Genomic DNA, 23,021 nt, shown 5'->3' with positions numbered 1-23,021 from the left:
CAGAGCGTGCCAGAGCGGGCGTCAAGTCCCCGTCAAATCCACCTGTTCAGGCTGGCTGTGGCAACGCATTGAGCAAATTGCGGGCGGCGGATTCCTGTGCCGTAGCGCCGAGTTCGCGGAAATATCCAGTGGCCTCCTGTAATGCGGCGCGAGACTCCTCGAAGCGTTCCATAAGGCCCAGCACCTCCCCAATGTCTGCAAGTCTGCTAGCTGCTGCAAACTGCTCGTCACTCTCACGAGCCAGGTCTAGAGCCTCCCGCTTCAAGGCAAGGGCTGTATCCAGCTCACGCAACCGCTGATGCGCCTGTCCCAGATTGCTGGTGACATTGATCAGGGTGGCCCGCGCTTCCTGAAGCTGCGGATGCTGCGGCGCAAGCAGTGGGCGCAAGGTTTCACGGGCGGCTTGAAGTGAGTCGCGTGCTGCCGTGAAATTCTGGCGCATGGCATGGGCCACCCCCTGTTTTTCCAGCACCCGCCCCTGAATCAGTGCGTCGCCGCTTTGCTGGGCGATGTGTGCGGCATCTTCCAGCGTACTATCAGCTTCGGGTAAGTGGTTCAGCGCCTGCAAAACCCCTGCGATTGCCAGTGCGGTGGCCTGCTTTGCTGCCAACCCCACCCTCTCCGCATAACTCGCCGCTTTCAAATATTGATCAATCGCCGCGTGCTGATCCCCCAGTAGCGCCTGCTGGACATCTCCCAACTTCCCACTCAGCACCCCCGCCTTCTCCCAATCTTCCGCCTCCTCAGCTACCCGCACTGCTTCGGCCAGCAGGGGCAGATGCGCGGTGGGAAAGCCGCGTGCGCCGATGTACGGCCCGCGCAGCCAGCCGCAGAACAGGGCGGGCAGTTCTGCCGGGTGCTGGCGGTGGGCCAGGCCAGCCGCACCCAGCAGGTTCGGCACTTCATGGTTCAGCAGATCGGGTGTCTGGGTGTACTGGGCGGCAAAGTCGCGGGTGGCCTTCAAGACCGCGTGTGGGTGCAGGGCGCGGTGGGCGCGGGCCTCGTGCCAGGTCAGCTCGTGCATGCGGTACACCACGGTCTCGGAGCCGGAGCGGGTGTCGCGGGTGGTCAGGCCGTGGTCGGTCAGGGAATACAGGGCGGTTTCGGTGTCGGCGGCGTCGCGGCGCAGGGCCAGGGCCAGCAGCTCCGGCGTGGTCTGCGGCGCAAACAGGCTGCCCAGGCCCAGGTATGCCTCGTAGGCCGGGGCGTCCAGCAGCGCCAGACTCTGCTCAATCAATGCAGCCACGCTCTGGCCCTCGCCGTGGGCGTCCGGGGCCAGACTCAGAGGAGCCAGACTCAGCGCGGCCAGCAGTTCGCGTGCGCCGGGTGCGCTCTGTTGCCCCAGCGTCAGCGCGGCCAGCCGCAGCGCATACGGGTGATCGCCCAGCACGGCGCACAGGGCGTCCAGCGTGTAGGAATCCGGGGGTGGGAGGTCCGCGTCTTCCTGGTTTTCTTTGCCCTCTTCCAGATACGCCTGCACCAGCGCCATAGAATCGGCCCGCGCCAGCCGGTGCAGCGAGACGCGGGGCAGCCGGGGCAGACGCTGGCGTGACGTGACCAGCACCGTCACTGTGGGCGGCAGGTGCGCCAGCAGCGAGTGCAGGGCGTAACTGCTGGCGGCGTTGTCCAGCACGATCAGGCGGATGTGGTGTTCATTTAGCGCGGTGGCGATGGCGGCAGCGTCGGGCGCAGGGTTCCGCAGCCCCAGACCGTCCAGCAGCGCGCGCAGCAGCACTTCGGACGCGTCGGCGTTCAGCTCCAGCCACAGGGCGCGTGACGCCTCATCTTCTTCAAGCATCTGGGCCACCATCGCCCACGCCAGCCGGGATTTGCCCATGCCTGCCAGCCCCTGAATCAACGCGCGGTTCTGGGTGAGGAGCTGCGCCGTGACGGCTTCCAAATCCTCTTTGCGGCCACACAGCGGGCCACTTGCCACAAAGGGCAGATCAGCAGCTCCCACCACGCGGGCGCGGCTGTGGTTGCCGCTGATGCCGCCGCTCTCGGCCTCCAGGTCGCGCAGCAGGGCCAGGGTTTCGGGCTGGGGTTCGGCGTCCAGTTCGCGGCGCAGGGTCAGACGGCACGTTTCAAAGACCTCCAGCGCCTCGGCCACGCGGCCAGCGGCACTTTCCAGGGTCATCAGGGCGCGGTAGGGGCGTTCGTCCAGGGGGTCCAAGTCCAGCGCCCGGCGCAGGTAGTCGTGGGCCTGGTCACGCTCGCCGCCGCCCTCCAACGCCTGGGCATGGGCCAGCAGGGCGCTGAGATAAGCCCTGTCCAACGCCGCCTGTTGCCCTTCCAGCCAGTCCTCAAACTCCGCACTGGCTCCGCTGAACAGGCCGCCCAGCAGCGGGGTGCGGGGACGGAGCAGTTCCAGTGCAGGGCCGTGATCCTGCCGTCCCAGATGGTGCCAGACTTCATTCAGATCGCTGCGGGCGTGGACTGTCACCGTCGGGCCGTCTATGAGCCATTCTTCCGCGCCCGGCAGCCCCCGCAAGGTGTACAGCGCCTGACGCACATGCGCCGCGCCGCGCCCCGGCCAGAAGATGCAGGCCAGTTCCTCGCGGGAGGCGGGGCCATGCAGATGCAGGTACGCCAGTAGCCTCAGCAACCGGGGCGCGGTCAGGCCCAGCGGGCGGCCCTGCCAGACGGGTCTGACCTCGCCCAGCAGGCGCAGCGTCAAGCCGGGGGCAGCGGCCTGCGAGGAAGGCGAAGAGGACTCGGAAGCGGAGCGATGGATGAGGGACATGCGCTGTGGACCGCCTTTTGATTGTTTCCTACGGGGGTTCTGGCTGGGGGTGACGGTGGCTGGACTGGCCCGAAATAGCGGCGGATTGACTGCCCCGTCAACTGATGATCCTCATTGTAATCACATCGCGGTCAATTGTGCGGAATCTCGCAACGCCCGCTTGACGGGCCTGCCTTTAACGTCATTTCAGAACAGCGAAAGACAGCACGGGGACGCTTCAAAAAGCCACTCTCGCCGTTCCGCCCGTCCGCAACCACGTTCACCGGATCAGCAGCCCACACCCGCCGCCACTGGCAGGGCGTGGAACCAGGGCTTGCTCTGGAACCCGAGGAGGGGAGAGAAGATGAAGAACTCGCGTATGGCCCGCCCAGCCCTGTTGTTTGCCGCTGCTGTGTCCGCACTGGCCCTGGCAGGGAGTGGTCAGGCTTACATCCTGATTCCTGCCGGGTCTGATGTGGTCAGGCAAAACAATGCGCGTCATTTCGGCGCGGTTCTGATGAAACCCACTCTGGACGAGCTGGTGACGCCGTTCAACTTCCAGGATGTCAACTCCGCCACGTATTTCATCAGCCAAGGCGCGATGGCTATGCAGTTGGAGGGGCGAGGCCTGAGCAAGACAGGACACAGCTTCGTGGACGCCCAGCAGGTGGACACCTGGTACTCGGCGGCGGAAGACCGCAGCGTGGTCTGTGTGACCGGGGCCGACGGCGGACGCTACAGCCAGACGGTGTATGTCATGGCAGGCAAGGTCAGGCGGGCGGATGTGGTGCCGCTGCCGTAAGCCGCTTTCCCAGTGTTCCGATGCATCTTTTCGCCTCTTTTACCACCCCTCAAGGAGCCATGCCATGAAAAAAATGCTGACTGCCCTGCTGACCCTGACTGCCCTGAGTGCCGCCACCATCGCCCTTGCCACCCCCACGCCGCAGGCCGTGGTGATGTCCGACTCCCGTTCGGACGACTTCCTGGGCTATGACGTCCTGTACACCGAGTGCGCGTGGCAGGGGCTGGCGCTGCCCGCCGAGGCCAGGGCGGCACTGGGCGAACCGGGCCGGATCAAACTGACGGTGGAAAACCTGCCCGCCAACGTGCAGGTGGCCCTGCGGCCCGCACGAAATGCCGGTCTGATCGGCCTGCGCGTCTCGCGGACGGACCGCAGGCTGCCGGTCCATCAGGTGGGCAAGCTCACGCTGACCAATCCGCTGTCGGGCTACAGCTACACCGTGCAGGCGCTGATCGCCGGGGACGAACGGCCTGAGAAATAAGCTCGTCATCCACAGAGCCTCTCTCCTGCATATCGCGGAGAGAGGTTTTGTGCTGCCTCAACTACCATCCACTTTTTTTCCTTCCACATACACCTCCAGCACCTTCAATTCACTGTCCAGCACCACCAGATCGGCACGCAGGCCCAGTTCCAGCCTGCCCCGGTCCTCCAGTCCCAATGAGCGGGCAGGCGTTTCGCTCAGCATCCGGCTGGCCTCGTCCAGAGGAATACCCGCCTGCACGGCATTCTTCAGGGCCACGTCCATCGTCAGCAGGCTTCCGGCCAATGAGCCGCTCTCCAGGTTGGCGCGGCCTTCCCTGACGATCACGGGCTGGCCGCCCAGTTCGCTGATGCCGTCGCCCAGCCCGGCGGCGCGCATGGCGTCGGTGATCAGGGTGACGCGTCCTGGCGCGGCGGCGCAGGCCAGGCGGAAGCTGGTGGGGTGGACGTGAATATGGTCCAGAATCACCTCAAGGTAAGCGTGTGCGTCGGCCATCAGCGCGCCGGGTGGGCCGGGGACGCGGCCTTCGATGCCGCCCATCGCGTTGAATAGATGCGTGGCGCAGGTGCTGGCTCCCGCCGCGCTCAATGCGTCCAGGAAGGCCGTCACCGTCTCGGCGTCCGCCCGCGTGTGGCCGATGCCAATTCGCACGCCTGCCCGTGCCAGCGCCAGCGAGGCGGCCAGCGCCCCCGGCAGCTCCGGCGCAATGGTCACGGCCCGCACCACCTTCAATCCCAGCACCTCGGCGATCAGCTCGGGCAATGGCTCTAGCGTGTTCGGCGGCTGCGCGCCCAGCCGCCCCGGACTGATGAACGGCCCTTCCAGATGCGCGCCGACGATGTGCGCGCCGCCCGGCACGCCGCCGTCGTCCATCACCTGCCGGATGCCGCGCAGGGCGGCCAGCACGCTCTCCCAGGGATTGGTGATGGTGGTGGGCAGCAGCGTGGTGGTGCCGTGCGCGGCGTGAAAACGGGCCAGCGTCCGCACTGCCTCCGGGCCGTCCATCGTGTCTGCGCCGCCGCCGCCGTGGACGTGGGCGTCGATGAAACCGGGCAGGATCAGCCGGTCGGCGGTGGCCGCCGAATCCGGCACGATGGCGGTGATCTGGCCGCCGAATTCCAGCCGCGCGAGGACAAATTCGCCGCCGGGCAGCAACACCTGCCCCCGAAGGGTCTGATTCTGGGAAGAGGTCATGGTGTGGCTCCAGTGTCGCTCATTTCAGGGACGGTCAGGGTGCGGAGCGGAGGAAGCTGAAAATTATTTCGCATCAGATCGGGGTGTGAAAATCATCTGGAGCCTAGCATCAAGACCGCGCTTGCTGGAAGGGGAACAGAAATCGGCGTCCTGAGCGGGAAAATTACCTGCTTCACTGGCTTGCCTCTGGCTCCATCGGTCGACATCGCAAATTATTTTTAACCTGATGTCGGAACTTGACAAAAATAATTTTCAGAGCTACTGTGACACCACAGCCAAATCACATCACAGCATCAAAAACCGATCTCCACCACCCAGCTCAGTCGTTTCGGACACACGGGAGCAGCACATGACCCAGCTTCAGCCTCCGCCGTCCAGTCCGCCGTCCAGTCCACCATCCAGCGGGGCCATCGGGCGCATCCGTTTGCAGGCCCACAGCCTCTCGCCCAGCCTGCGCCGTGTGGCCGAGCATGTCGTCCAGCACGCCGACAGCGCTGTCCACCAGACCATTACCGAGGTGGCGGCCAGCGTGGGCGTGTCTGAGGCCACCATTACCCGGCTGTGCCGCAAGCTGGACTACGCCGGATTTCACGCCTTCAAGATCGCCCTGGCTGCCGATCTGGGGGGCCGTGAGCAGCGCGGACGGACGGCGCAGGAACAGAGCGGCGACATGCCCACGGCCACCCAGCGGCTGTTCCGGCAGGCGGCGCGCACGCTGGACGACACCGCACGGCTGCTCGATCCCGCGACGCTGGAGGACGTGGCCCGCACGCTGGCCCGCGCCCCCAGGGTGGACCTGACCGGGCAGGGCAACAGCGGATTGATCGCGCAGTTCTTCGCCCACCGCCTGATGCGGATCGGCATCACCTCCAGCGCGTACACCGATCCACATCTGGCCGCCGTGAGCATCAGCACGCTGCCGCGCGGGGGGGTGGTGATCGGCCTGAGCAGTTCGGGCAGCACCATCGACACTGTGCAGCACCTGAAACTGGCGCAGTCGTGCGGGGTGTCCACCGTGGCGATCACCCACCGCGCCAGCAGCCCGATCACCCGCCACGCGGGCGCAGTGCTGTTCACGGCGGCCCAGGAAGACCCGCTGACCGACGCCGTGCTGGACACGCTGACCAGTCAAGTGATGCTGCTGGAAGTGCTGTACGCCGCCGTGTTGTCGCACCGCCCCGAGTCCAATGCCATGCTGCGCGTCACTGCCGAGAGTGTCGTGGAAAAAAAGTACTGAGGTCCGTTCCTTCGCCCGCCCCCTGACTTTCCCGCCCCCTCACTTTCCCAGGAGGAATGCCCATGACACAGTTCCACAAAAAACAGTTCCACAAAAAAGCGCTGCTCGCCCTGACCCTCGGCCTCAGCCTGACCGCTGTCTCTGCGCCCGCCGCCGCGCAGGCCACCACGGAGGTGACCTTCTGGACGTGGTATCTCAGCCCCAAGTTCGATCCGTACATCAAGCAGACCATCGCCGCTTTCGAAAAGGCCAACCCCACCATTAAGGTCAAGTGGTTCGACAAGCAGGACAGCATGGTGCAGGACTTCATCGCCAGCGTGAACCTGGGCAATGCCCCGGACGTGGTGAACCTGAACATCGACGAGACCGGCAAGGCCGCCCAGAACGGCTTCCTGCGCAACGTGGACGCGCTGACGCCGCTGGCCACCCTGAAGTCCACCTTCTACCCGCAGACGCTGGCCAACTTCACGGTGGGCGGCAAGGTCTACGGCTACCCGTGGTACGGCTCGCTGAACGAGGGCGTGCTGCTGTACAACCCGGACCTGATGAAAAAGGCCGGGGTCAGCGCCCCCAAGAACATGACCGAGCTGCTGAACATGGTCAAGACCGTCAAGGACAAGACCGGGGCCTACGCCTGGGTCCCGGCCCTGAAAGACCCGGGCGGCGCGTCCTTCCTGGGGTACTTCTCCTCCGACGGACTGCCCATCTATGACGCTAAGGGCAACGCGGCCTTTAACAGCGCGGCCCATGTGGCGATTCTCCAGAAGTACGTCGATCTGTTCAGAGGCGGCTATTTCCCCGAGGACGCGCTGCGCAAGGAAGCCTTCCAGCTCGCCACCGAACTGTACGCCCAGAACCGCGTCGCCATGATCGTGGGCGGACCGCAGGCCCTAAACCGCATCAAGGACACCAACCCCGGCCTGTACGCCAAGACCGTGGTGACCACCGCGCCGCTGGGCAAGGCCAATACCCAGACCGGCACCAGCATGGGCATGGTCATTCCGCAGGCCAGCAAACACCCCGCCGAGGCCGCCAAGCTGGCCGCCTACTTCACCAGCAACGCCAACCAGATCGCCTTTGCCAAGATCGTGCCGATCATCCCCACCACCGCCGCCGCCCAGAATGATCCGTTCTTCAAGGGGGCCAGCAGCGATCCAATCGCCAAGGCCACCGCCCTGGTGGGCGCGTCGGGCCGCTTCATCAACCCCGGCTTCAAGGCTCCGGGCAACAGCGATGACCTGTACAAGAACTTCAGCGACAACATCGAGGCCGCGCTGCTGGGCAAGAAGACGCCCAAAGCTGCGCTGGACGACTCTGTGAAGTTCTGGAACGCCAACATGAAGAAGTGAGGTCCGGGAGAGGGGCGGGAGTCTGGTGCCCACTTCTCTCCCTCGCCTGCCAGTCCCCGCCCTGAAATCGACGGGCGGGGGTTTGCCTTTCTGAAGTGAGGTTGTGGGGGTTCGTTGCTGAACTGTCCCCTCATCCCAGCCCTTTCCCACGAGGGGCAAGGGGGCAATGCTCTCAAGAGGTTTGCACCCAAGGAGGTGATGATATGGCCCGTTCACAGCCACCCGGCACCCAGCCGCCGACAGCCAGTGCCCCGCGTTCCAGATACTCGCTGCGGGACACGCTGCTGTCCTACGCCTTTCTGGCCCCGGCGCTGATCCTGCTCACGCTGTTCACCTTTTACCCGCTGGCCTACGGTAGCTATCTGGGCTTCACCGAGTACGGCGGGGCGCGCTTTGCCCAGGGCCTCGGACCCAGGTGGACCGGGCTGGAGAACTTCCGCACGCTGGCCGCCGATCCGCTGTTCCTGACCGCGCTGGGCAACAGCGTCAAGTATCTGGTGATCGTGCCGGTGCTGCAACTGGCCTCGCTGTCGGTGGCCGTGCTGGTCAACAAGAACCTGCCGGGGATGGCCTTTTTCAGAGCGGCGTATTACATCCCGGTGGTGACCAGCATCTCGCTGGCCGCCGTGATGTGGGACTGGGTGTACAACAAGGAAGGCACGCTGAACTGGGCGCTGGGCGTGGTCCGCATCATCCCGGAGGGCAGCTTCTTCGGCTGGCTGAACAACGAGCAGACCGCTTTCTGGGCCGTGATGCTGGTGACCTTCTGGCGCGGCTTCGGCTATTACATGGTGCTGTACCTGGCCGGACTCCAGGGCATCCCCGCCGAGCTGGAGGAAGCGGCGGTGCTGGACGGCGCGTCGTCCTGGAAACGCTTCTGGAGCATCACGGTGCCGCTGATGAAACCCACCATCTTGCTGTGCAGCCTGCTGTCCACCATCGCCGCGCTGCGGGTGCTGGAGGAGGTGCTGGTGCTGACCAACGGCGGCCCGCTGAACAGCACCTACACCGCGCTGATGTACGTGTATTCCAAGGCGTTCCAGGGCTTCAACTTCGATTATGGCCTGGCCAGCGCCGCCGGACTGGTGGTGGCGGTGGTGGCGCTGCTGCTCTCGGTCGCCAACTTCCGCCTGTTCCGCGAGAGCGACGGCGGAGAGTCATGAGTCTGGTCATCCGCGCCCCGGCCCGCACCGCCGCGCCGCGCCGCCGCAATGTCAAGCTGGGCCGCGTCATCCTGCGCTACGTGTTCCTGATCGCCGTGCTGATCTTCGCGGTGTTTCCCTTCTTGTGGACCCTGGCGATTGCCCTGACCGACAAGACGGCGGGCGGCAGCATCTACAATTTTCCGGCCAGCCTGTTTCCCAGGGCGGTCACGCTGCACAACTTCGCCGACGTGTACCGCACCTTTAGCCTGGGCAAGTACATCTGGAACAGCGTGTCCATCACCGGCATGACCATCATCGGCACGCTGCTGATTTCGGCGCTGGCGGCCTACCCGCTGGCCCGCTTCCGCTTTCCGGGCAAGGGCATCATCTTCGCGGTGATCATCGCCACGCTGGTGCTGCCCGGCGAGACCACCTTTATCGTCAACACGCTGACCCTTAAAAATATGGGGCTGCTGGGGACGCATCTGGGCGTGGTGCTGCCCACCGTGGCGGCGGCCTTCGGCATCTTTTTAATGCGCCAGGCCTTCCTGAGCATTCCCCAGGCGCTGCTGGAGGCGTCCCGGCTGGACGGCGCGGGCGAGCTGACCATCCTGACCCGTATTATGCTGCCCCTCAGCGTGCCGTCGCTGGCGGCGCTGGGTATTTTCACGCTGGTGGGCACCTGGAACGCCTACTTCTGGCCCATGCTGGCGCTGTCGGGTGCGCCCGACGCCGTGCCGCTGAGCGTGGCGGTGCTGAAGCTCAAGGGCCAGTTCAACTACGATCCCTTCAACATCGCCGCCGGTTCGATCATCATGATGATTCCGGTGCTGCTGGTCTTTCTGGCCGCCCAGCGGCTGTTCATGCGCGGGATGGAGGGGGCGGTCAAGTGAGGTGGTCCAGGGGGCAGGGGGCCAGAGAGTCCAGGGTTGACACGCTGTTCTCCATCCACTCTGAACCGTCAACCCTCAGCGCTTGCGGGGGCGAATCCCGGTGAACCCGGCCCGTACCCTGATCGTGGACCTGCCGGGACCGGACCTGACGCCGGAGCAGGGGCATTTTCTGGCCCGGCACAGCTTCGGCGGCGTGTGCCTGTTCACGCGCAACATCACCACGCTGGAGCGCACGGCCCGCCTGGTCACTGACATTCGCGCCGCGCTGGGCCACGACGCCCTGATCGCCACCGATCAGGAGGGCGGGGCGGTGCTGCGCCGCCTGGACGTGCCTCATCCCCCTACCCCGCAGGCGCTGGGGAGGCTGGGTGACGTGGAGGACGCGCGCGAGGCCGGGCGGGTGGCTGCGCGCGGACTGATCGAACTGGGCATCAACTGGAATTACGCACCCAGCCTGGACGTGAATGTGGACCCGCTGAATCCGGTGATCGGCGAGCGTTCATTTGGCGCGGACCCGGCGCTGGTGGCCGCACTGGGCGTCGCCTGGGCGCAGGGCAGCGAGGACATGGGCGTGTTGAGTGCGGTCAAGCACTTTCCAGGCCACGGCGACACCCGCACCGACAGCCATCTGGCGCTGCCGGTGGTGGACAAATCGCGCGCCCAGTTGGAGGCAGTGGAGTGGCTGCCCTTCCGCGCCGCCGTCAGGGCGAATCTGGGCAGCGTCATGACCGCGCACATCCTGTACCCGCAGATTGACGAGGAATTCCCCGCCACCCTCTCCCCCGCCCTGCTGCGTGACCTGTTGCGCCGGGAGTGGGGCTACGGCGGCGTAATCGTCACCGACGCGATGGACATGCGGGCGGTGGCGGACCGTTACCCGGACGGGCGCGGCGCGGCGCTGGCCCTGAATGCGGGCGCAGACGCCGTGCTGATCTGCGGGCATGGTGGCCTGGATATTCACGTGCGGCACCTGGAAGCCATTGAACGGGCCTTGCAGTCTGGCGACCTCCTGTCAGCGCGGGTGAAGGAGGCGTCCGGGCGACTCGAAAGGGCCGCGACGCGCTTTCCGGGCACGCCCCGATCCTATGCAACGGCCCAACGTCAGATCGACGAGGCGTGGGCGGATGGAATTGCGGGGCGCAGTCTGGAAACGCTCGGCACCGTTCCCAGCATCCAGCGCGGTGAACCTGTCCTGTTGATCGCCCACCGTCAGCCTCCCACGGGAGGCCCCTACGGTGACAGTCTGGGCGGCGAGGCGCTGGCCGAAGCGTTGCGCCCGGTCTTCCCTGGGTTGCAACTGGCGCTGCACGATGGGCATGATCTGTCCGCCGTCCATGCCCTGCTGGCCGCATGTCCTGACGCTCCTGTCCTGCTCGCCACCACCGAACGCTGGGACGTGGGCGGGGCTGTGCGGGAGCTGGCCCGGACTTTGAAGGGCCGCCGCACCGTGCATCTGGCACTGTGGAATCCAGACGTGGCGGCGGAACTGGGCCTGCCCGCACTACTCACGCACGGCTTTCGCCCGGCGCAATGGCGGGCGCTGGCGGCGGCGCTGAACAGGCGAATGCCGGGGTGAAGTCTAGCTGCGCGGTGCGATCCACTCCATCGCCCGGTCCGTCAGTCGGTCCAGCACCTCCACGCTCTGCAAGATGTGTTCTTCCTCGGTGTCCTCGATCTTGTTGTGGCTGATGCCGCGCAGGCTCTGGACAAACAGCATCACCGTGGGAACTCCGGCGCGGGCCACCTCCGCCGCGTCGTGCAGCGGGCCGCTGGGCAGACGGTGACTCGTGGGGACGATTTCGAGGATCGAGGCGTCCGCCGCTTCGATCAACTCCGGGTGAAAGAGGATCGGCTCGATGTTCCACAGGTCGCCGAACGTGACGGTGCAGCCGCCTTCCTCCGCAAACTTGCGCGCGGCGTCCTGCGCGTCCTGCCACATGGCGGCGAGTCTGTCGGCCTGCAAATTGCGCTGGTCCAGCGTGATTTCACACGTCTCCACCACGCTGGTCACGATGCCCGGCAGCGTCTTGCAACTGCCGACCGTGCAGACGCCGCTGTGCTGCTCGGCAATGGCATAGATCTCCTGCGAGAACTGCCCGGCGGCCCGCAAGGCGTCGCGCCGCACGTTCATGGGCGTGCTGCCCGAATGCGCGGCCTGACCGTGGAAGGTGATGGTGTGCCGCTCCACGCCGAAGGTGCCCAGAACCGCGCCCAGCGGCAGCCCCATGCCCTCCAGCACCGGCCCCTGCTCGATGTGTAACTCCAGGTAGGCGGCGGCATTTTTTAGTTCGGCTCTGGCATTTGGAGCGTCGGCCAGCGTGATGCCCACCCGTTCCAGCGCCTCTTCCAGCCCCACACCATCGCGGTCTTTCAGCTTCCGCATCTCACCAATATCGATGTTGCCGCCCGCCGCGCTGGAGCCGAACAGACTGCGGCCAAAGCGCGCGCCCTCCTCATCGGCCCAGTCCACCAATCGGACGGTGACGGTGGGCTTACCCTGGTCCGCGAGGCGGCGCAGCACTTCCAGGCCCGCCAGCGTATTCAGGCAGCCGTCCAGCCAGCCGCCGTTCGGCACGCTGTCGATGTGGCCGCCGATCAGCAGTTCCTGATCGGATTCGCCTTCGAGGGTGGCCCACAGGTTGCCCGCCGCGTCGGTGTGAACCTCCACGGGTAATTCCGCGAGCCTGTCGATCAGGAATTTACGGGCCGTCACCCACAGGTCGGTGAAGGCCACCCGTTGTGCGCCATTCTCGTCGCCAGTCAGCTCGCGCAGGGCCTTGAGTTCGTCCAGGGTTCGCCGTGGATTGAGGGTCATGGCCCACCTTAGCGAAAAAGCTGGGGCCGAACCCCTATCCGGCCAGCCAGCCGCGCACCGCCGCCTTTAAAAAGGCCAGTTCCTCCGGGAGTCCGGCGGGGCTGCCCGCCCGGTGGCCCCACACCGACCCAATGGGCCGCAGCTCGGCGCGTTTCAGGTGCTCTAACTCGGCGGCGTTGTCGGCCACCCGGAAATACAGATCCGTCTCGCTGGGCAGCAACAGCACCCGCGCCTCAACCGCGCCCAGCGCCGCAGCGAGGTCACCGCCGTACAGGTCATTGGCACTGATGTCCCCGTGAAACCACGTCAGCGCCTGGGCGTACAGGTTGGCGGCGTCACGCGCGGCGAAGCCCGCCTCCCAGTCGGTTCGCAGGTAGGTCTCCAGATCGGGCGCGCCCAGGTCGGTGCGGAACAGCTCCTGGCGGTAGAAGTCCTGGCTCAGGCCCCAGCCCGCGTAGATGTGGCCGAAGGCCCGCAGCGAGGCGTGCGGCACGGCGCTGAACTGGCCGCCCCCCAGGTACTCCGGCGCGGCCTCCAGCGTTCGCAGCAGGCCCGACAGAAATACTTTGTTGTGCGGAGCGGTGCGGGCGCTGCCGCACACGATAAAGGCGCGCTCCACCCGCGAAGGGAACAGCGCCGCCCAGTGGTACGCCTGCATGGCCCCCATCGAGAAACCGTAGGCGGCGGCCAGATGCGTGACCCCGAAGACCTCGCGCAGCAGCCGCTCCTGCGCCAGCACGTTGTCGTGCACGGTGACCACTGCCGGGTAATCCGGCGTGCTGGCCGCGCCCGACGACAGCCCGTTCGAGAACATGTCGGGAATGACGATGAACCACCGCGCCGGGTCCAGAATGCCGTCCGGGCCGATCAGCCAGTTCTGGCCGTCATGCGTGGCCGTGTAGCTGCACGGATACACGATCACGTTGTCGCGCGCCGCATTCAGCGTGCCGTGGGTCTGCCACGCCAGCCGGGCGTCCCGGATCACGCCGCCGCGCTCGGCAGGCCAGTCGCCCAGCTCGAACACGCCCTCCTGGACCGGCCAGGCGCTCACGCGGCCCCGCCAATCTGAAGGAGAACTAGGGGCTGATATCCAGGGATGGTGGGCATGCCGCCTACCTTACGCCGCCCAGCAGCGTGTGGTCAGACAGGCAGGTGACGCGGAGACATCCGGCCATCGGCCTCCCGCGCTTACTTCGCCGTCTTGCCCGTCGCCATCTCCCACACCTTGTAATTGACTGCCCCGGCGCTGGGGGCGGATTTCAGGATGCCCAGGTCCATCAATTGCTTGACGTTGGCGGCGTAGGTGGCCCTGTCCAGCAGCCCGGCGTTGCCTTTCAGGGTCTGCCCAGCCCGGTACAGCTTGGCGACCTCGGTCATCTGCCAGGTCTGGTGTCCGGCGGCGCTGGCGCGGGTGCCGGACCCCTTGCAGGTGTTGCCGCAGTTGACCAGCACGGTCTGCACGGCTTCCTTCTGGTTCGCCACCGCGTAGTTCCAGCCCTTGATGGTGGCGCGAACAAGTTTGGCGGCCACCTCCTGCCCGCTCATGCCGCTGTTCTTGAAGTTCTTATTGTCCAGCGTCTTCTGCGTGGTGAACATCAGGTCTTCCAGGAGGTTGATGCCAAAATCGCTGACGTTGAAGACCTGGAGTTTGTCCAGCGAATAGCCCAGGCCCACGATCTGGTCCACCTCGTTGTAGGTCATGGCCGATACCAGATCGACCTTATCGGGAAACACCAGGCTGGGGTCAAAGGGATAGGTCACGGCCTGCACGCTGGGATTGGCCACCGTGCTGTCCAGGCTGGTGGTCATGCCGTATTTCTTGAGCAGCGCCACCGCCGGGTACTCGTTGCCGCTGGGCCACACGCCGATGCGCTTGCCGGTGAACTGCTTGGGATCGGTCAGGTTGCTGGATTTCAGGGCCACCAGGGTATAGCCGCTCTTCTGGAACAGTTGCGCGATATGCACGACCGGCAGGCCCTGCTGGCGCGCGGTCAGCAGGTCCGTGATCCAGGTGGTGCCGAAGTCCGCCGCGCCCGTCGCCACCGTCTGAATGGGCGACTGGTCCCCGATGGGCAGCAGGGTGACGTCCAGCCCCTCGGCCTTGTAAAAGCCCTTGGCCTGCGCCACGAAAAAGCCCGCGAACTGCGCCTGCGGAAACCACTTGAGCTGCAACTTCACCGGAACATTGGCCGCGCCCGCCGAACTCAGGGCCGAGGCGGCAAGGGCGGCGGTCAGGGCGGACAGGACGGCTTTATTCATGTGTTCCTCCGGGCGCACGGCGGCGCAGTGGTTGGTAACGGTGTGTGGAAAGGAGTGGAGAGGTCTGGTCTCTTGATCCCCTCACCCGGGTTGTCGTCGGCTGGCGTGCCAGCTCGTGAAGCGCATTTCCAGCCAGGAGATCACCCCATAGAACGCGATCCCCAGCACCGAGGCGATCACGATGGCTGCCCACACGATGTCCAGATTGAATCTTCCGGCCTCGATCTGAATGCGGAAGCCCAGCCCCTGCCCGGTGGTCCCGAAGAATTCCCCGACAATCGCGCCGATGAGGGCCAGTGTGGAGCCGATCTTGAGCGCGTTGAACAGAAATGGCAGCGCACTCGGCACCCGCACGAGGCGGAACGAGGCGGCGGGCGTGACCGCATAGGTCTGCATCAGATCCAGCAGCAATGGACTCGCGCTTTGCAGCCCGCGCACCACATTGACCACCACCGGAAAGAAGACCGTGATGGCGACGATGATCGCCTTACTGGGCCACTCCAGGCCGAACGCCTTGACGATCACCGGGGCCAGCGCCACGATGGGAATGCTGGCAAAGAGGCCCGCGTAGGGCAGCGCCCCGCGTTCCAGAAACGGGAAACGCACGGCGGCCAGCGCCACCAGAATGCCCATCCCCACCCCGGCCAGATAGCCCAGCAGCGCCTCCTGCACGAAGGTCACGCGGGCATCCCCCAGCAGTACGGTGCGCGAGTTGTAGAGGGCTGTAGCGACGCGCGTGGGCGTGGGAATCAGGCCGGGAGGGACGCCGTAGGCCCGCAGCAGGCCCTCCACCGCCACCAGGGTCAGCAGCGCGGCGAGAAGGGCGGGGACAACGCCCGTCATCCGGCGGGCCAGGATCGCCAGGCCATAGATTCCGCTCGCCAGGCCCAGCACGATCAGCGTGAGGCTCAGGCCCTTGCGTCCGGGCGGCACGCCGTCCAGCGGGAAATTCCAGACATTCCAGACGGCGGCCAGCAGCAGGCCCAGGCCCAGCGCGAGGGCCAGCCACCCCAGACCCGGCAGCCCACCCGCCCGCCCCCGGCCTAGCGCGACTGTCCGGCTCGCCACGGGGTCACCAGCCTTTCTAGGAGGCCCAGGACGGCCACCAGCGCGATGCCCAGGCCCGCGCCGTACAGCATGATCACCCACAGCGCCAGCGTGTCGCTGGCCCGCGAGTTCTCGGCCAGCATCTTGCCCAGGCCCGAGAAACTGATGGTGCTGATCTCCGCCACAATCGAGCCGATCAGCGCGGCGGTGGCGGCCACCTTCAGCGAGGTGAACAGAAACGGCAGGCTGGCGGGCAGCCGCAACTTCCAGAAGGTCTGCCAGCCGGAGGCGCGGTAGGTGGTCAGCAAATCCTCCTGCATCGGATCGGGGCTGCGTAAGCCTGCCGCCACGCCCACCGCCACCGGAAAAAAGGCGATGTAGGCGGCGATCAGCGCCTTGGGCAGCCAGCCCTGCACGCCGTACTGCCCCAGCACCACCGCCAGCATGGGCGCGAGGGCGATCACTGGAACGGTCTGCGAGGCAATCAGCCACGGCAGCGTGACCCGCTCGAAGGCCCGGCTGCCAACGAGGGCGACGGCCAGCCCAATGCCCAGCACGGAGGCGATCAGCAGCCCCACCACGGTTTCTCCCGCCGTGATCAGCGTGTTGTACGGCACGCTCGTGGGGGCCAGCGGCGGCACACTCATCGCCCGCAGGCTGTTGCCCAGTTGCGCTGGAGCGGGCAGCACCGGGTTTCTAAGCTGGGTGGCGCAGGCGATAGCCGTGGTGCAGCCCAGCTCCGCACCGTTGTCCAGGCTGCGCTGCGCCGCGCCCGCGTTGACCCACAGCATCAGCGGCCAGTACAGCGCCAGCGCGAGGGCGGCCACGATGATCATGGGGCCGACGCTTCCGGCGATTGGGGAGCGCCGCGCCCTAATCATCCGCGTCAAACCCGTGGCCCCGGCGCAGCAGCTCGCGTACCCGCGTTGCCAGCTCAAAAAAGCGCGGACTCTCGCGGGTTTCCACATTGCGCGGGTAGGGCAAGTCGATGTCCACCACGCCCTCGATCTTGCCGGGCCGCGAGGTCATGACTACCACCCGTGTGCTCAGAAACACGGCCTCGGAAATGCCGTGGGTCACAAAGACCACCGTCTTCCCGGTTTCCTGCCACAGCCGCAGCAGCTCGCCGTTCAGGTGTTCGCGCGTGATCTCGTCCAGCGCGCCGAAAGGCTCGTCCATCAGCAGCAGCGCCGGATCAAAGGCCAGGGCGCGGGCAATGCTGACGCGCTGCTGCATTCCGCCGGACAGTTGCCAGGGGTAACGGCCCGCGAAGCCCTCCAGTCCGACGAGTTTCAGCATCTCGTGGGCGCGGGCCTGCCGGGTGGCCTTCGGGGTGTTCATCACGTCCAGCGGCAGCAGAACATTATTAAGGACCGTGCGCCATTCCAGCAGCGCGGGCGATTGGAACACATAGCCGTAAGCCCGTTCCTGCCGCGCCAGGGCGGGCGATTTGCCGCCCACCAGCAGTTCGCCGCCCGTCGGCGTGATCAGGTCCGCCATCAGCCGCAGCAGCGTGGTCTTGCCGCAGCCGCTGGGGCCGATCAGGCTGACGAATTCGCCCTGCGCGATGTCCAGGTTGGCGTCCTGCAAGGCCACGGTGTCACCCTGCGCGCCCCGGAAGACCATGTTCAGGTCTTTCAGGTGGACGGCAGGCTGGGCCGTGCCGCGCACCGCAGGAGCGGGCGAGGTGGCAGTCAAGTCTGCGCCTGCGCGGAAGTCGGATTCTGCTGCGGCTGACGCCGCAGCAACTGACCGCGCCCTACCTCGCCCACGAACTGACCATCGCGTACGGCCACCTGACCGCGCACGGTGACCACGCTGGGCCGACCGTCAATCTCGAAGCCCTCGAAGCCGCTGTAATCGTTGTTGACGTGCGACGTCTCGGCGCTGATCTTGCCCCGGTACTGCGGATCGTAAATCACCAGATCGGCGTCGGACCCCACCTCAATCGCGCCTTTTTGCGGATACAGCCCAAAAATCTGCGCCGCGCGCGTGCTGGCCGCGTCCACGAAGCGGCTCAGGCTCAGGCCTCCACGGCTGACGCCGGAGGTGTAGAGCAGGTTCACGCGGTCCTCGATGGCCGGAATGCCGTTGGGAATCAACGTGAAATTGTCGTCGCCCATCTGTTTTTGCTCCACATCGAAGGGGCAGTGATCGGTGGCGACGGTGTCGATCTCGCCGTCTTGCAACGCCTGCCACAACACGGCCTGATTGGCCTTGTGGCGCAGCGGCGGACTCATCACGTATTTTGCGCCCTCCACGCCGGGCCGCTCGGCAAAGGTCCGGTCCAGCAGGAAATGGGGAATCACGGACTCAATATGAATGTTCACGCCGCGTTTGCGGGCGTCCAGCGCGGCTTTCAGGGACTTGGCATTGGACAGGTGGACCACGTAGCCCTCTGCCCCCGTCATCTCCAGAAAGGTGGCGAAATGCGCGGTGCCGTCGGCCTCCACCTGTTCAGGACGGCTCGGCTCGTGCCACTCGGAACCCGTCTTGCCCTCCGCCAGCAGTTTGGCCTGGAGTTGCGACACCAGTTCGGCGTTTTCGCAGTGGGCCGTGACCACCACGCCCAGTTCTTTCGCCAGCGTCAGCGTATTAAAGAGGGCCGCGTCCTCGATCCCAAACGCGCCCTTGTAGGCCAGAAACACCTTGAAGGAGGTCATGCCGTCCGCCACCAACTCGCGCAACGTCGCCTCGGTTCCCGCGTCCCAGCGCGTCACGCCGATGTGGAAGGTGTAGTCGCAGGCGCTGTGGCCCTCGGCCATGCCAGACCAGGTGTTCCAGCCGTCCCGCAGCTCGTCGCTCCCGGCGGGGGCCAGCATCTCGATAAAGGTGGTGGTGCCGCCGATCAGGGCGGCCTGAGAGGCGGTGGTATGCGTGTCCCTGGCAAACGTGCCCATGAACGGCAGATGCACATGCACATGCGGATCGATAAAGCCGGGGAAGATGTATTTGCCCGCCGCGTCGATGACTTCCGCGTCGTCCGGCGCAATCAGATGCTCGCCGATCAGCGAAATGGTTTCGCCCTCAACCAGGATGTCTGCTTTGTACTGCCGGTCTGCTGTCACGATCTCGCCGTTCTTGATGAGCAGGGTCATAGGGTGGGGCCTCCTGACGAGAGATCGGTGGGGGTGATGACAGAGATGCCGAAGCGCTTGAAATCTGTCTCGTTGAAGGTGAGTAGGCTGTCTAAACCATGCGCCTGCATCACCGCAGCCAGTCTCGCGTCGTGCGCTTTCTTGCCAGAAACCCGGTGAAGAGATACCAGGTTCAACCAGTGATCAAACACGGCGGGCGTATCAGCCAGAAAAAGAAATTGCGAGTTCAGTCCATTGATAACGCTGTGTGCCAGCTCGGGGGGCCAGCCCAGGCCGTTGACATCAGTTGGTCTGGTCATGACGGCCCACAATTCATAAAAGATGTGTGGCACGAGGATAATCTGATCGCCCTGAAGGACGAGGCGGCTGAGTGCCGATTTCACCATGAGATGTTGAGGAGAACTGATATCCACCAGCCGCAGGGCAATATTGGTGTCTATCAAGCAGCGCATCAGTCGTAAATGCTGTCCCGAATGGTGGCCCAGTCATCGGGGAGTCTGGCCCCGCTATGATGGGCGATCTTTCCCACCAACTCCTCGTAAGCGGCCATCCGCTCCGCCACGTCCTCGATCTCATGCAGACGCCGGGGCCGGGACGAACTGGGAACGATATGACCGTTTGCCTGAAGTTCAAACTGCTGATTCTTGAGCTTCTCCAGGGTCTCGGCGTCGGTTTGCACGCGCCCTTCATTGTCAATCAGGATTTTTGCGGCGGTCATCGTCTCACCCCTTCAGTGTTGAATGTCCCCCATTCTAGTGAATCTCGATGCCCTGCTCCTTGCGGTAGGCCATCATGGCGTCCCAACTGCTGGCAATCTCGGGGCGCTGGGCGGTCAGACGGTCCCAACTGATGTTTTCCTGGGTGCTGGGCACGCTGACCATCGTGATGCAGCCGTCCACCGGACAGACGTTGGCACACAGCGCGCAGCCCACACAATCGGGTTCGCGGACCACCGGCGTCGGGCGGGTGTCGGCCACCGCCCTGCCGTTGACGCGGGAATCGTAGCCGGGGTCCACCCGCACGCCGTTTCCGGCCACCAGATCGATGCACTGGTGCGCGGTGTCGTTGCAGGCCACGTAACACAGGTTGCACTGGATGCACTTGTCGGGGTCGATCCGCGCCACGGCCTGATACCCCAGATCGAGTTGCCCGAACGAGCTGAATTGCGGCAGCGCCCGGCCCGTCAGATCTGGAATCGTGGCAAAACCCTTGTCGTCCATCCAGTTGCCCAAGCCGTCGATCATGTCCTCCACGATCCGGTAACCGTAGTGCATGGCGGCGGTGCAGACCTGCACGGCCCCCGCGCCCAGCAGCAGGAACTCGGCAGCGTCCTTCCAGGTCACGATGCCGCCCATGCCGCAGATCGGCACGCCACTTTTCAGCACGCGCTCGTCGGTCAGCAGCTCGGTCAGCATGTTCAGGGCAATCGGTTTGACGGCAGGTCCCGCGTAACCGCCGTGGGTGCCGCGCCCGCCGATGTTGGGCGTGATCTGAAGGGTGTCCAGATCGACGCTCATCACCGAATTGATGGTGTTGATCAGGCTCAGGGCGTGCGCTCCGCCCGCAATCGCGGCGTGTGCGGGTTCGGTGATGTGCGTGACGTTGGGCGTCAGCTTCACGATCACCGGGAGTTTGGTAATCGAGGTGACCCAGTGCGTGTTCAGCTCGCACATCTCCGGCACCTGGCCCACCGCCGCGCCCATCCCGCGTTCACTCATGCCCTGGGGACAGCCGTAATTGAGTTCTATGCCGTCCGCGCCGGTGTCCTCGATCATCATGACGATCTCGCGCCAGGCGTCGGGGGAGGCGTCCACCATCGCGGACACGATCACGGCGCGGTCCGGCCACAGCCGCTTGATCTCGGCGATCTCGCGCAGGTTGACGTCCAGCGGGCGGTCGCTGATCAGCTCCACGTTGTTGATCGCCAGCAGCCGCTGCCCGGCAATAGACAGGCCGCCGTAACGGTTGCTGATGTTCAGCACCGGCGCGCCGATGGTCTTCCAGACGGCTCCGCCCCAGCCGTGTTCGAAGGCGCGGTGAATCTGCGCCCCACTGTTGGTGGGCGGCGCGGAGGCCAGCCAGAACGGATTGGGCGCGCGGATTCCGGCGAAATTGACGGAGAGGTCAGCCATGTGCGGCCTCCTGAGGCTGAGATTCGGACTGCTGAGAGAGCTGCTGATGGATGGCGACGGCGGCGTACTTGCCGTCCTGTACGGCCATCACGGTGCTGGCGGTGCCGCGCAGGCGCACGCAGTCGCCCCCGGCATACACGCGCGGAAGACTGGTCTGCATATCGTGGTTGACGACGATGTAACCGCTGGAAACTTCCAGCCCCAGTTCAGTCGCCAGCGCAGGTTTTTCCTGTCCAATCGCCCTGATCACGGCGTCGCAGGGAACCACGAATTCACTGCCGGGCAGCGGACTGGGCTGGGGCCGTCCGCCCAGGTCCGGCACGTCCAGCACCATCTTCACGCACTCCACGCCGGTCACCCCGTTCCCAGCCGAGATCACCCGCACCGGCTGGGTCAGAAAGCGGTACTGGATGCCCTCCGAGAGCGCGAATTCATATTCGTGGCGGTAGGCGGTCATCTCGGCCTCGGTGCGGCGGTAGAGCAGGGTCACGTCCGCGCCGCGCCGCCGGGCAATGGTGGCGGCGTCGATGGCGGTGTTGCCCGCGCCGATCACCACGACGTTCTGCGCGTCAGGCAGGGTATCGGGAGCAATCTTGCTGTCCTTGATGTATTGAAGGCCGTCGATCAGGTGGTCCTCGCCGGGAATGCCCATCGCCGGAACTGCTCCCAACCCCAGCCCCAGGAACACGGCGTCGTATTCGCTCAGCAGAGCCTCCAGTTCGGCTTTTCCAGTCAGTTCACGCCCGGTTTCCACCGTCACGCCCAGCGCCCGCACCGCCTCCACCTCCTGCAAGGACACCTCCACCGGCTCGCGCAGGACGATGATGCCGTAGGTGCTGAGGCCGCCGCCCAGCTCGCGCTTTTCCAGCAGCGTGACCGCGTGGCCCAGCTTGGCGAGTTCGGCACTGACACTCAGGCCAGCGGGGCCGCTGCCGACGACGGCGACTCGGCGGCCCGTCGGTGAACCCGGCTGAAAGAGCTGCACGCCGCGCCCCTGCACATGGTCCACCGCGTGGCGTTGCAGCCGCCCGATCGCAATCGGCTTTTCCTCCGCGTTCAGCACGCACGCGCCCTCGCACAGTTCCTCGACTGGGCAGACGCGGGCGCAGGTGCCGCCCAGAAAGTTGGCCTCCAGAATGGTCCGCGCGCTGCCGCGCAGGTTGTCGGTGGCGATCTTGCGGATAAAGGTGGGGATGTCGATGTGGGTGGGGCACGCCTGAATACACGGCGCGTCGTAGCAGTACAGGCAGCGGTTGGCCTCCACCGCCGCCTCGTGCGCGCTCAGGGGCGGATAGGTGGGCGCGAAACGTGGATCAAAAGGAAAGCCCTCGGGGGCGGTCAGGGCGTCGTCTACCAGCGCGTGGTCGGTCAAGGCGTCCTCCGGTTGTGCGTGCGTCCTGGGTCGAAGACATGGGAAATCGCCACCGCCCTGGCAGCCTGGGGGCCGCTGGGCAGCGGTTCAGACCCTCACCGGAGACGATTAACCGCGTGGCCGCATGGTAGGGCGAAAATGAAGGAAAAGTCAACGCCGCCGAGGAATTTTGGGGTTCTCTGCTGCCTGCGAACATATGGTGAGGTGTTAAAGAATACTGCTGTTTTTAAGATGTTTATATATTTGCGGCTGCCTTTCAATCAACACGGAATCCAGTCTGATCTTAGATTTTACAAATACTCGAAGCTCTCCAATTCATTCATCTCGTATCTCACCTTGAGAATCTAAATCGCTTTTGATGGTGGATGATATCCATTGAGAGGGCAGCCCTGACGGCCTGACAGAAATTATGAGAAAGCGTCCCCGGTAGGCGACACTTTCTGTTTGTGACAACCGAAAATGCTACCGGGGACGC

At 65.4% G+C, this 23,021-nt stretch carries 20 protein-coding genes; 7 read left to right on the top strand and 13 right to left on the bottom strand.

All coding sequences use genetic code 11. The features are described 5' to 3' along the window. Positions 1-46: 46 nt before the first annotated feature. Positions 47-2,743, bottom strand: coding sequence for an AfsR/SARP family transcriptional regulator (locus tag Q322_RS0114190; RefSeq protein ID WP_084148000.1), 2,697 nt, complete (start codon positions 2,741-2,743; stop codon positions 47-49). Between the two features lie 343 nt (positions 2,744-3,086). Between Q322_RS0114190 and Q322_RS0114185 the strand changes: the two genes are divergently transcribed. Further along, positions 3,087-3,524, top strand: coding sequence for a hypothetical protein (locus Q322_RS0114185; RefSeq protein WP_029478567.1), 438 nt, complete (start codon positions 3,087-3,089; stop codon positions 3,522-3,524). A gap of 64 nt (positions 3,525-3,588) precedes the next feature. Further along, complete coding sequence (locus Q322_RS0114180) at positions 3,589-4,005, top strand: hypothetical protein (RefSeq protein WP_029478566.1); 417 nt, start codon at positions 3,589-3,591, stop codon at positions 4,003-4,005. 57 nt (positions 4,006-4,062) lie between these two features. Here the strand turns inward: Q322_RS0114180 and nagA are convergent, their stop codons facing one another. Then, positions 4,063-5,199 (bottom strand): N-acetylglucosamine-6-phosphate deacetylase, encoded by a 1,137-nt coding sequence (nagA, locus tag Q322_RS0114175; RefSeq protein WP_029478565.1) that lies wholly within the window; start codon positions 5,197-5,199, stop codon positions 4,063-4,065. A 349-nt stretch (positions 5,200-5,548) separates the two neighbouring features. On the opposite strand from nagA, the gene Q322_RS0114170 reads away from it, so the two are divergent. From Q322_RS0114170 to Q322_RS0114150, 5 genes are all read left to right on the top strand, one after another. Then, on the top strand, positions 5,549-6,436 hold the full coding sequence (locus Q322_RS0114170; protein ID WP_029478564.1) for a MurR/RpiR family transcriptional regulator: 888 nt from the start codon (positions 5,549-5,551) through the stop codon (positions 6,434-6,436). Between the two features lie 62 nt (positions 6,437-6,498). Further along, on the top strand, positions 6,499-7,785 hold the full coding sequence (locus Q322_RS0114165; protein WP_029478563.1) for an ABC transporter substrate-binding protein: 1,287 nt from the start codon (positions 6,499-6,501) through the stop codon (positions 7,783-7,785). A gap of 203 nt (positions 7,786-7,988) precedes the next feature. Then, a complete protein-coding gene (locus tag Q322_RS0114160) occupies positions 7,989-8,948 on the top strand; it encodes a carbohydrate ABC transporter permease (protein WP_029478562.1) in 960 nt (319 codons plus the stop codon). Next, entirely contained in the window at positions 8,945-9,823 is an 879-nt protein-coding gene (locus tag Q322_RS0114155; RefSeq protein ID WP_029478561.1) for a carbohydrate ABC transporter permease, read from the top strand. The genes Q322_RS0114160 and Q322_RS0114155 overlap by 4 nt, the downstream gene beginning before the upstream one ends. A gap of 82 nt (positions 9,824-9,905) precedes the next feature. Then, entirely contained in the window at positions 9,906-11,399 is a 1,494-nt protein-coding gene (locus Q322_RS0114150; protein WP_245593263.1) for a glycoside hydrolase family 3 N-terminal domain-containing protein, read from the top strand. Positions 11,400-11,402: 3 nt separating this feature from the next. Here the strand turns inward: Q322_RS0114150 and Q322_RS0114145 are convergent, their stop codons facing one another. The 11 genes from Q322_RS0114145 to Q322_RS0114095 form a co-directional block, all read right to left on the bottom strand. Beyond that, positions 11,403-12,638, bottom strand: a complete 1,236-nt coding sequence (locus Q322_RS0114145) for a hydantoinase/carbamoylase family amidase (protein ID WP_029478559.1) — start codon at positions 12,636-12,638, stop codon at positions 11,403-11,405. Between the two features lie 34 nt (positions 12,639-12,672). After that, positions 12,673-13,689 (bottom strand): alpha/beta fold hydrolase, encoded by a 1,017-nt coding sequence (locus Q322_RS0114140; RefSeq protein ID WP_029478558.1) that lies wholly within the window; start codon positions 13,687-13,689, stop codon positions 12,673-12,675. A 137-nt stretch (positions 13,690-13,826) separates the two neighbouring features. After that, positions 13,827-14,897 (bottom strand): ABC transporter substrate-binding protein, encoded by a 1,071-nt coding sequence (locus Q322_RS0114135; RefSeq protein ID WP_029478557.1) that lies wholly within the window; start codon positions 14,895-14,897, stop codon positions 13,827-13,829. An 81-nt stretch (positions 14,898-14,978) separates the two neighbouring features. Then, entirely contained in the window at positions 14,979-15,965 is a 987-nt protein-coding gene (locus tag Q322_RS0114130) for an ABC transporter permease (RefSeq protein ID WP_029478556.1), read from the bottom strand. Continuing rightward, positions 15,941-16,825, bottom strand: coding sequence for an ABC transporter permease (locus tag Q322_RS0114125; protein ID WP_029478555.1), 885 nt, complete (start codon positions 16,823-16,825; stop codon positions 15,941-15,943). Before Q322_RS0114125 ends, Q322_RS0114130 begins: the two co-directional genes overlap by 25 nt. Beyond that, a complete protein-coding gene (locus Q322_RS0114120; protein ID WP_034418657.1) occupies positions 16,818-17,642 on the bottom strand; it encodes an ABC transporter ATP-binding protein in 825 nt (274 codons plus the stop codon). Before Q322_RS0114120 ends, Q322_RS0114125 begins: the two co-directional genes overlap by 8 nt. Next, entirely contained in the window at positions 17,639-19,042 is a 1,404-nt protein-coding gene (gene hydA / locus Q322_RS0114115) for a dihydropyrimidinase (protein ID WP_051668605.1), read from the bottom strand. The genes Q322_RS0114120 and hydA overlap by 4 nt, the downstream gene beginning before the upstream one ends. Continuing rightward, positions 19,039-19,485: a type II toxin-antitoxin system VapC family toxin gene (locus Q322_RS0114110; protein ID WP_162176619.1), complete on the bottom strand. Its 447-nt coding sequence runs from the start codon at positions 19,483-19,485 to the stop codon at positions 19,039-19,041. The genes hydA and Q322_RS0114110 overlap by 4 nt, the downstream gene beginning before the upstream one ends. 8 nt (positions 19,486-19,493) lie before the next feature. Further along, entirely contained in the window at positions 19,494-19,760 is a 267-nt protein-coding gene (locus tag Q322_RS0114105) for a hypothetical protein (protein WP_029478551.1), read from the bottom strand. Between the two features lie 34 nt (positions 19,761-19,794). Further along, positions 19,795-21,174 carry an NAD-dependent dihydropyrimidine dehydrogenase subunit PreA gene (preA, locus tag Q322_RS0114100; protein ID WP_029478550.1) on the bottom strand — a complete coding sequence of 460 codons (1,380 nt, stop codon included), beginning with the start codon at positions 21,172-21,174 and terminating at the stop codon, positions 19,795-19,797. Continuing rightward, positions 21,167-22,546 carry an NAD(P)-dependent oxidoreductase gene (locus Q322_RS0114095; RefSeq protein WP_211248908.1) on the bottom strand — a complete coding sequence of 460 codons (1,380 nt, stop codon included), beginning with the start codon at positions 22,544-22,546 and terminating at the stop codon, positions 21,167-21,169. The genes preA and Q322_RS0114095 overlap by 8 nt, the downstream gene beginning before the upstream one ends. Positions 22,547-23,021 lie beyond the last annotated feature (475 nt).

This window comes from Deinococcus frigens DSM 12807, assembly GCF_000701425.1.
GTDB lineage: Bacteria > Deinococcota > Deinococci > Deinococcales > Deinococcaceae > Deinococcus > Deinococcus frigens.
Note: the sequence above shows the minus strand (reverse complement) of the source record. Positions and strands in the feature narration are given on the sequence as shown.

Bases quoted from the DNA above. Each gene is read 5' to 3' on its own strand.
- Q322_RS0114190 (WP_084148000.1), bottom strand. From the start codon at position 2,743: ATGTCCCTCATCCATCGCTCCGCTTCCGAGTCCTCTTCGCCTTCCTCG.
- Q322_RS0114185 (WP_029478567.1), top strand. From the start codon at position 3,087: ATGAAGAACTCGCGTATGGCCCGCCCAGCCCTGTTGTTTGCCGCTGCT.
- Q322_RS0114180 (WP_029478566.1), top strand. From the start codon at position 3,589: ATGAAAAAAATGCTGACTGCCCTGCTGACCCTGACTGCCCTGAGTGCC.
- nagA (WP_029478565.1), bottom strand. From the start codon at position 5,199: ATGACCTCTTCCCAGAATCAGACCCTTCGGGGGCAGGTGTTGCTGCCC.
- Q322_RS0114170 (WP_029478564.1), top strand. From the start codon at position 5,549: ATGACCCAGCTTCAGCCTCCGCCGTCCAGTCCGCCGTCCAGTCCACCA.
- Q322_RS0114165 (WP_029478563.1), top strand. From the start codon at position 6,499: ATGACACAGTTCCACAAAAAACAGTTCCACAAAAAAGCGCTGCTCGCC.
- Q322_RS0114160 (WP_029478562.1), top strand. From the start codon at position 7,989: ATGGCCCGTTCACAGCCACCCGGCACCCAGCCGCCGACAGCCAGTGCC.
- Q322_RS0114155 (WP_029478561.1), top strand. From the start codon at position 8,945: ATGAGTCTGGTCATCCGCGCCCCGGCCCGCACCGCCGCGCCGCGCCGC.
- Q322_RS0114145 (WP_029478559.1), bottom strand. From the start codon at position 12,638: ATGACCCTCAATCCACGGCGAACCCTGGACGAACTCAAGGCCCTGCGC.
- Q322_RS0114135 (WP_029478557.1), bottom strand. From the start codon at position 14,897: ATGAATAAAGCCGTCCTGTCCGCCCTGACCGCCGCCCTTGCCGCCTCG.
- Q322_RS0114125 (WP_029478555.1), bottom strand. From the start codon at position 16,825: ATGATTAGGGCGCGGCGCTCCCCAATCGCCGGAAGCGTCGGCCCCATG.
- hydA (WP_051668605.1), bottom strand. From the start codon at position 19,042: ATGACCCTGCTCATCAAGAACGGCGAGATCGTGACAGCAGACCGGCAG.
- Q322_RS0114105 (WP_029478551.1), bottom strand. From the start codon at position 19,760: ATGACCGCCGCAAAAATCCTGATTGACAATGAAGGGCGCGTGCAAACC.
- preA (WP_029478550.1), bottom strand. From the start codon at position 21,174: ATGGCTGACCTCTCCGTCAATTTCGCCGGAATCCGCGCGCCCAATCCG.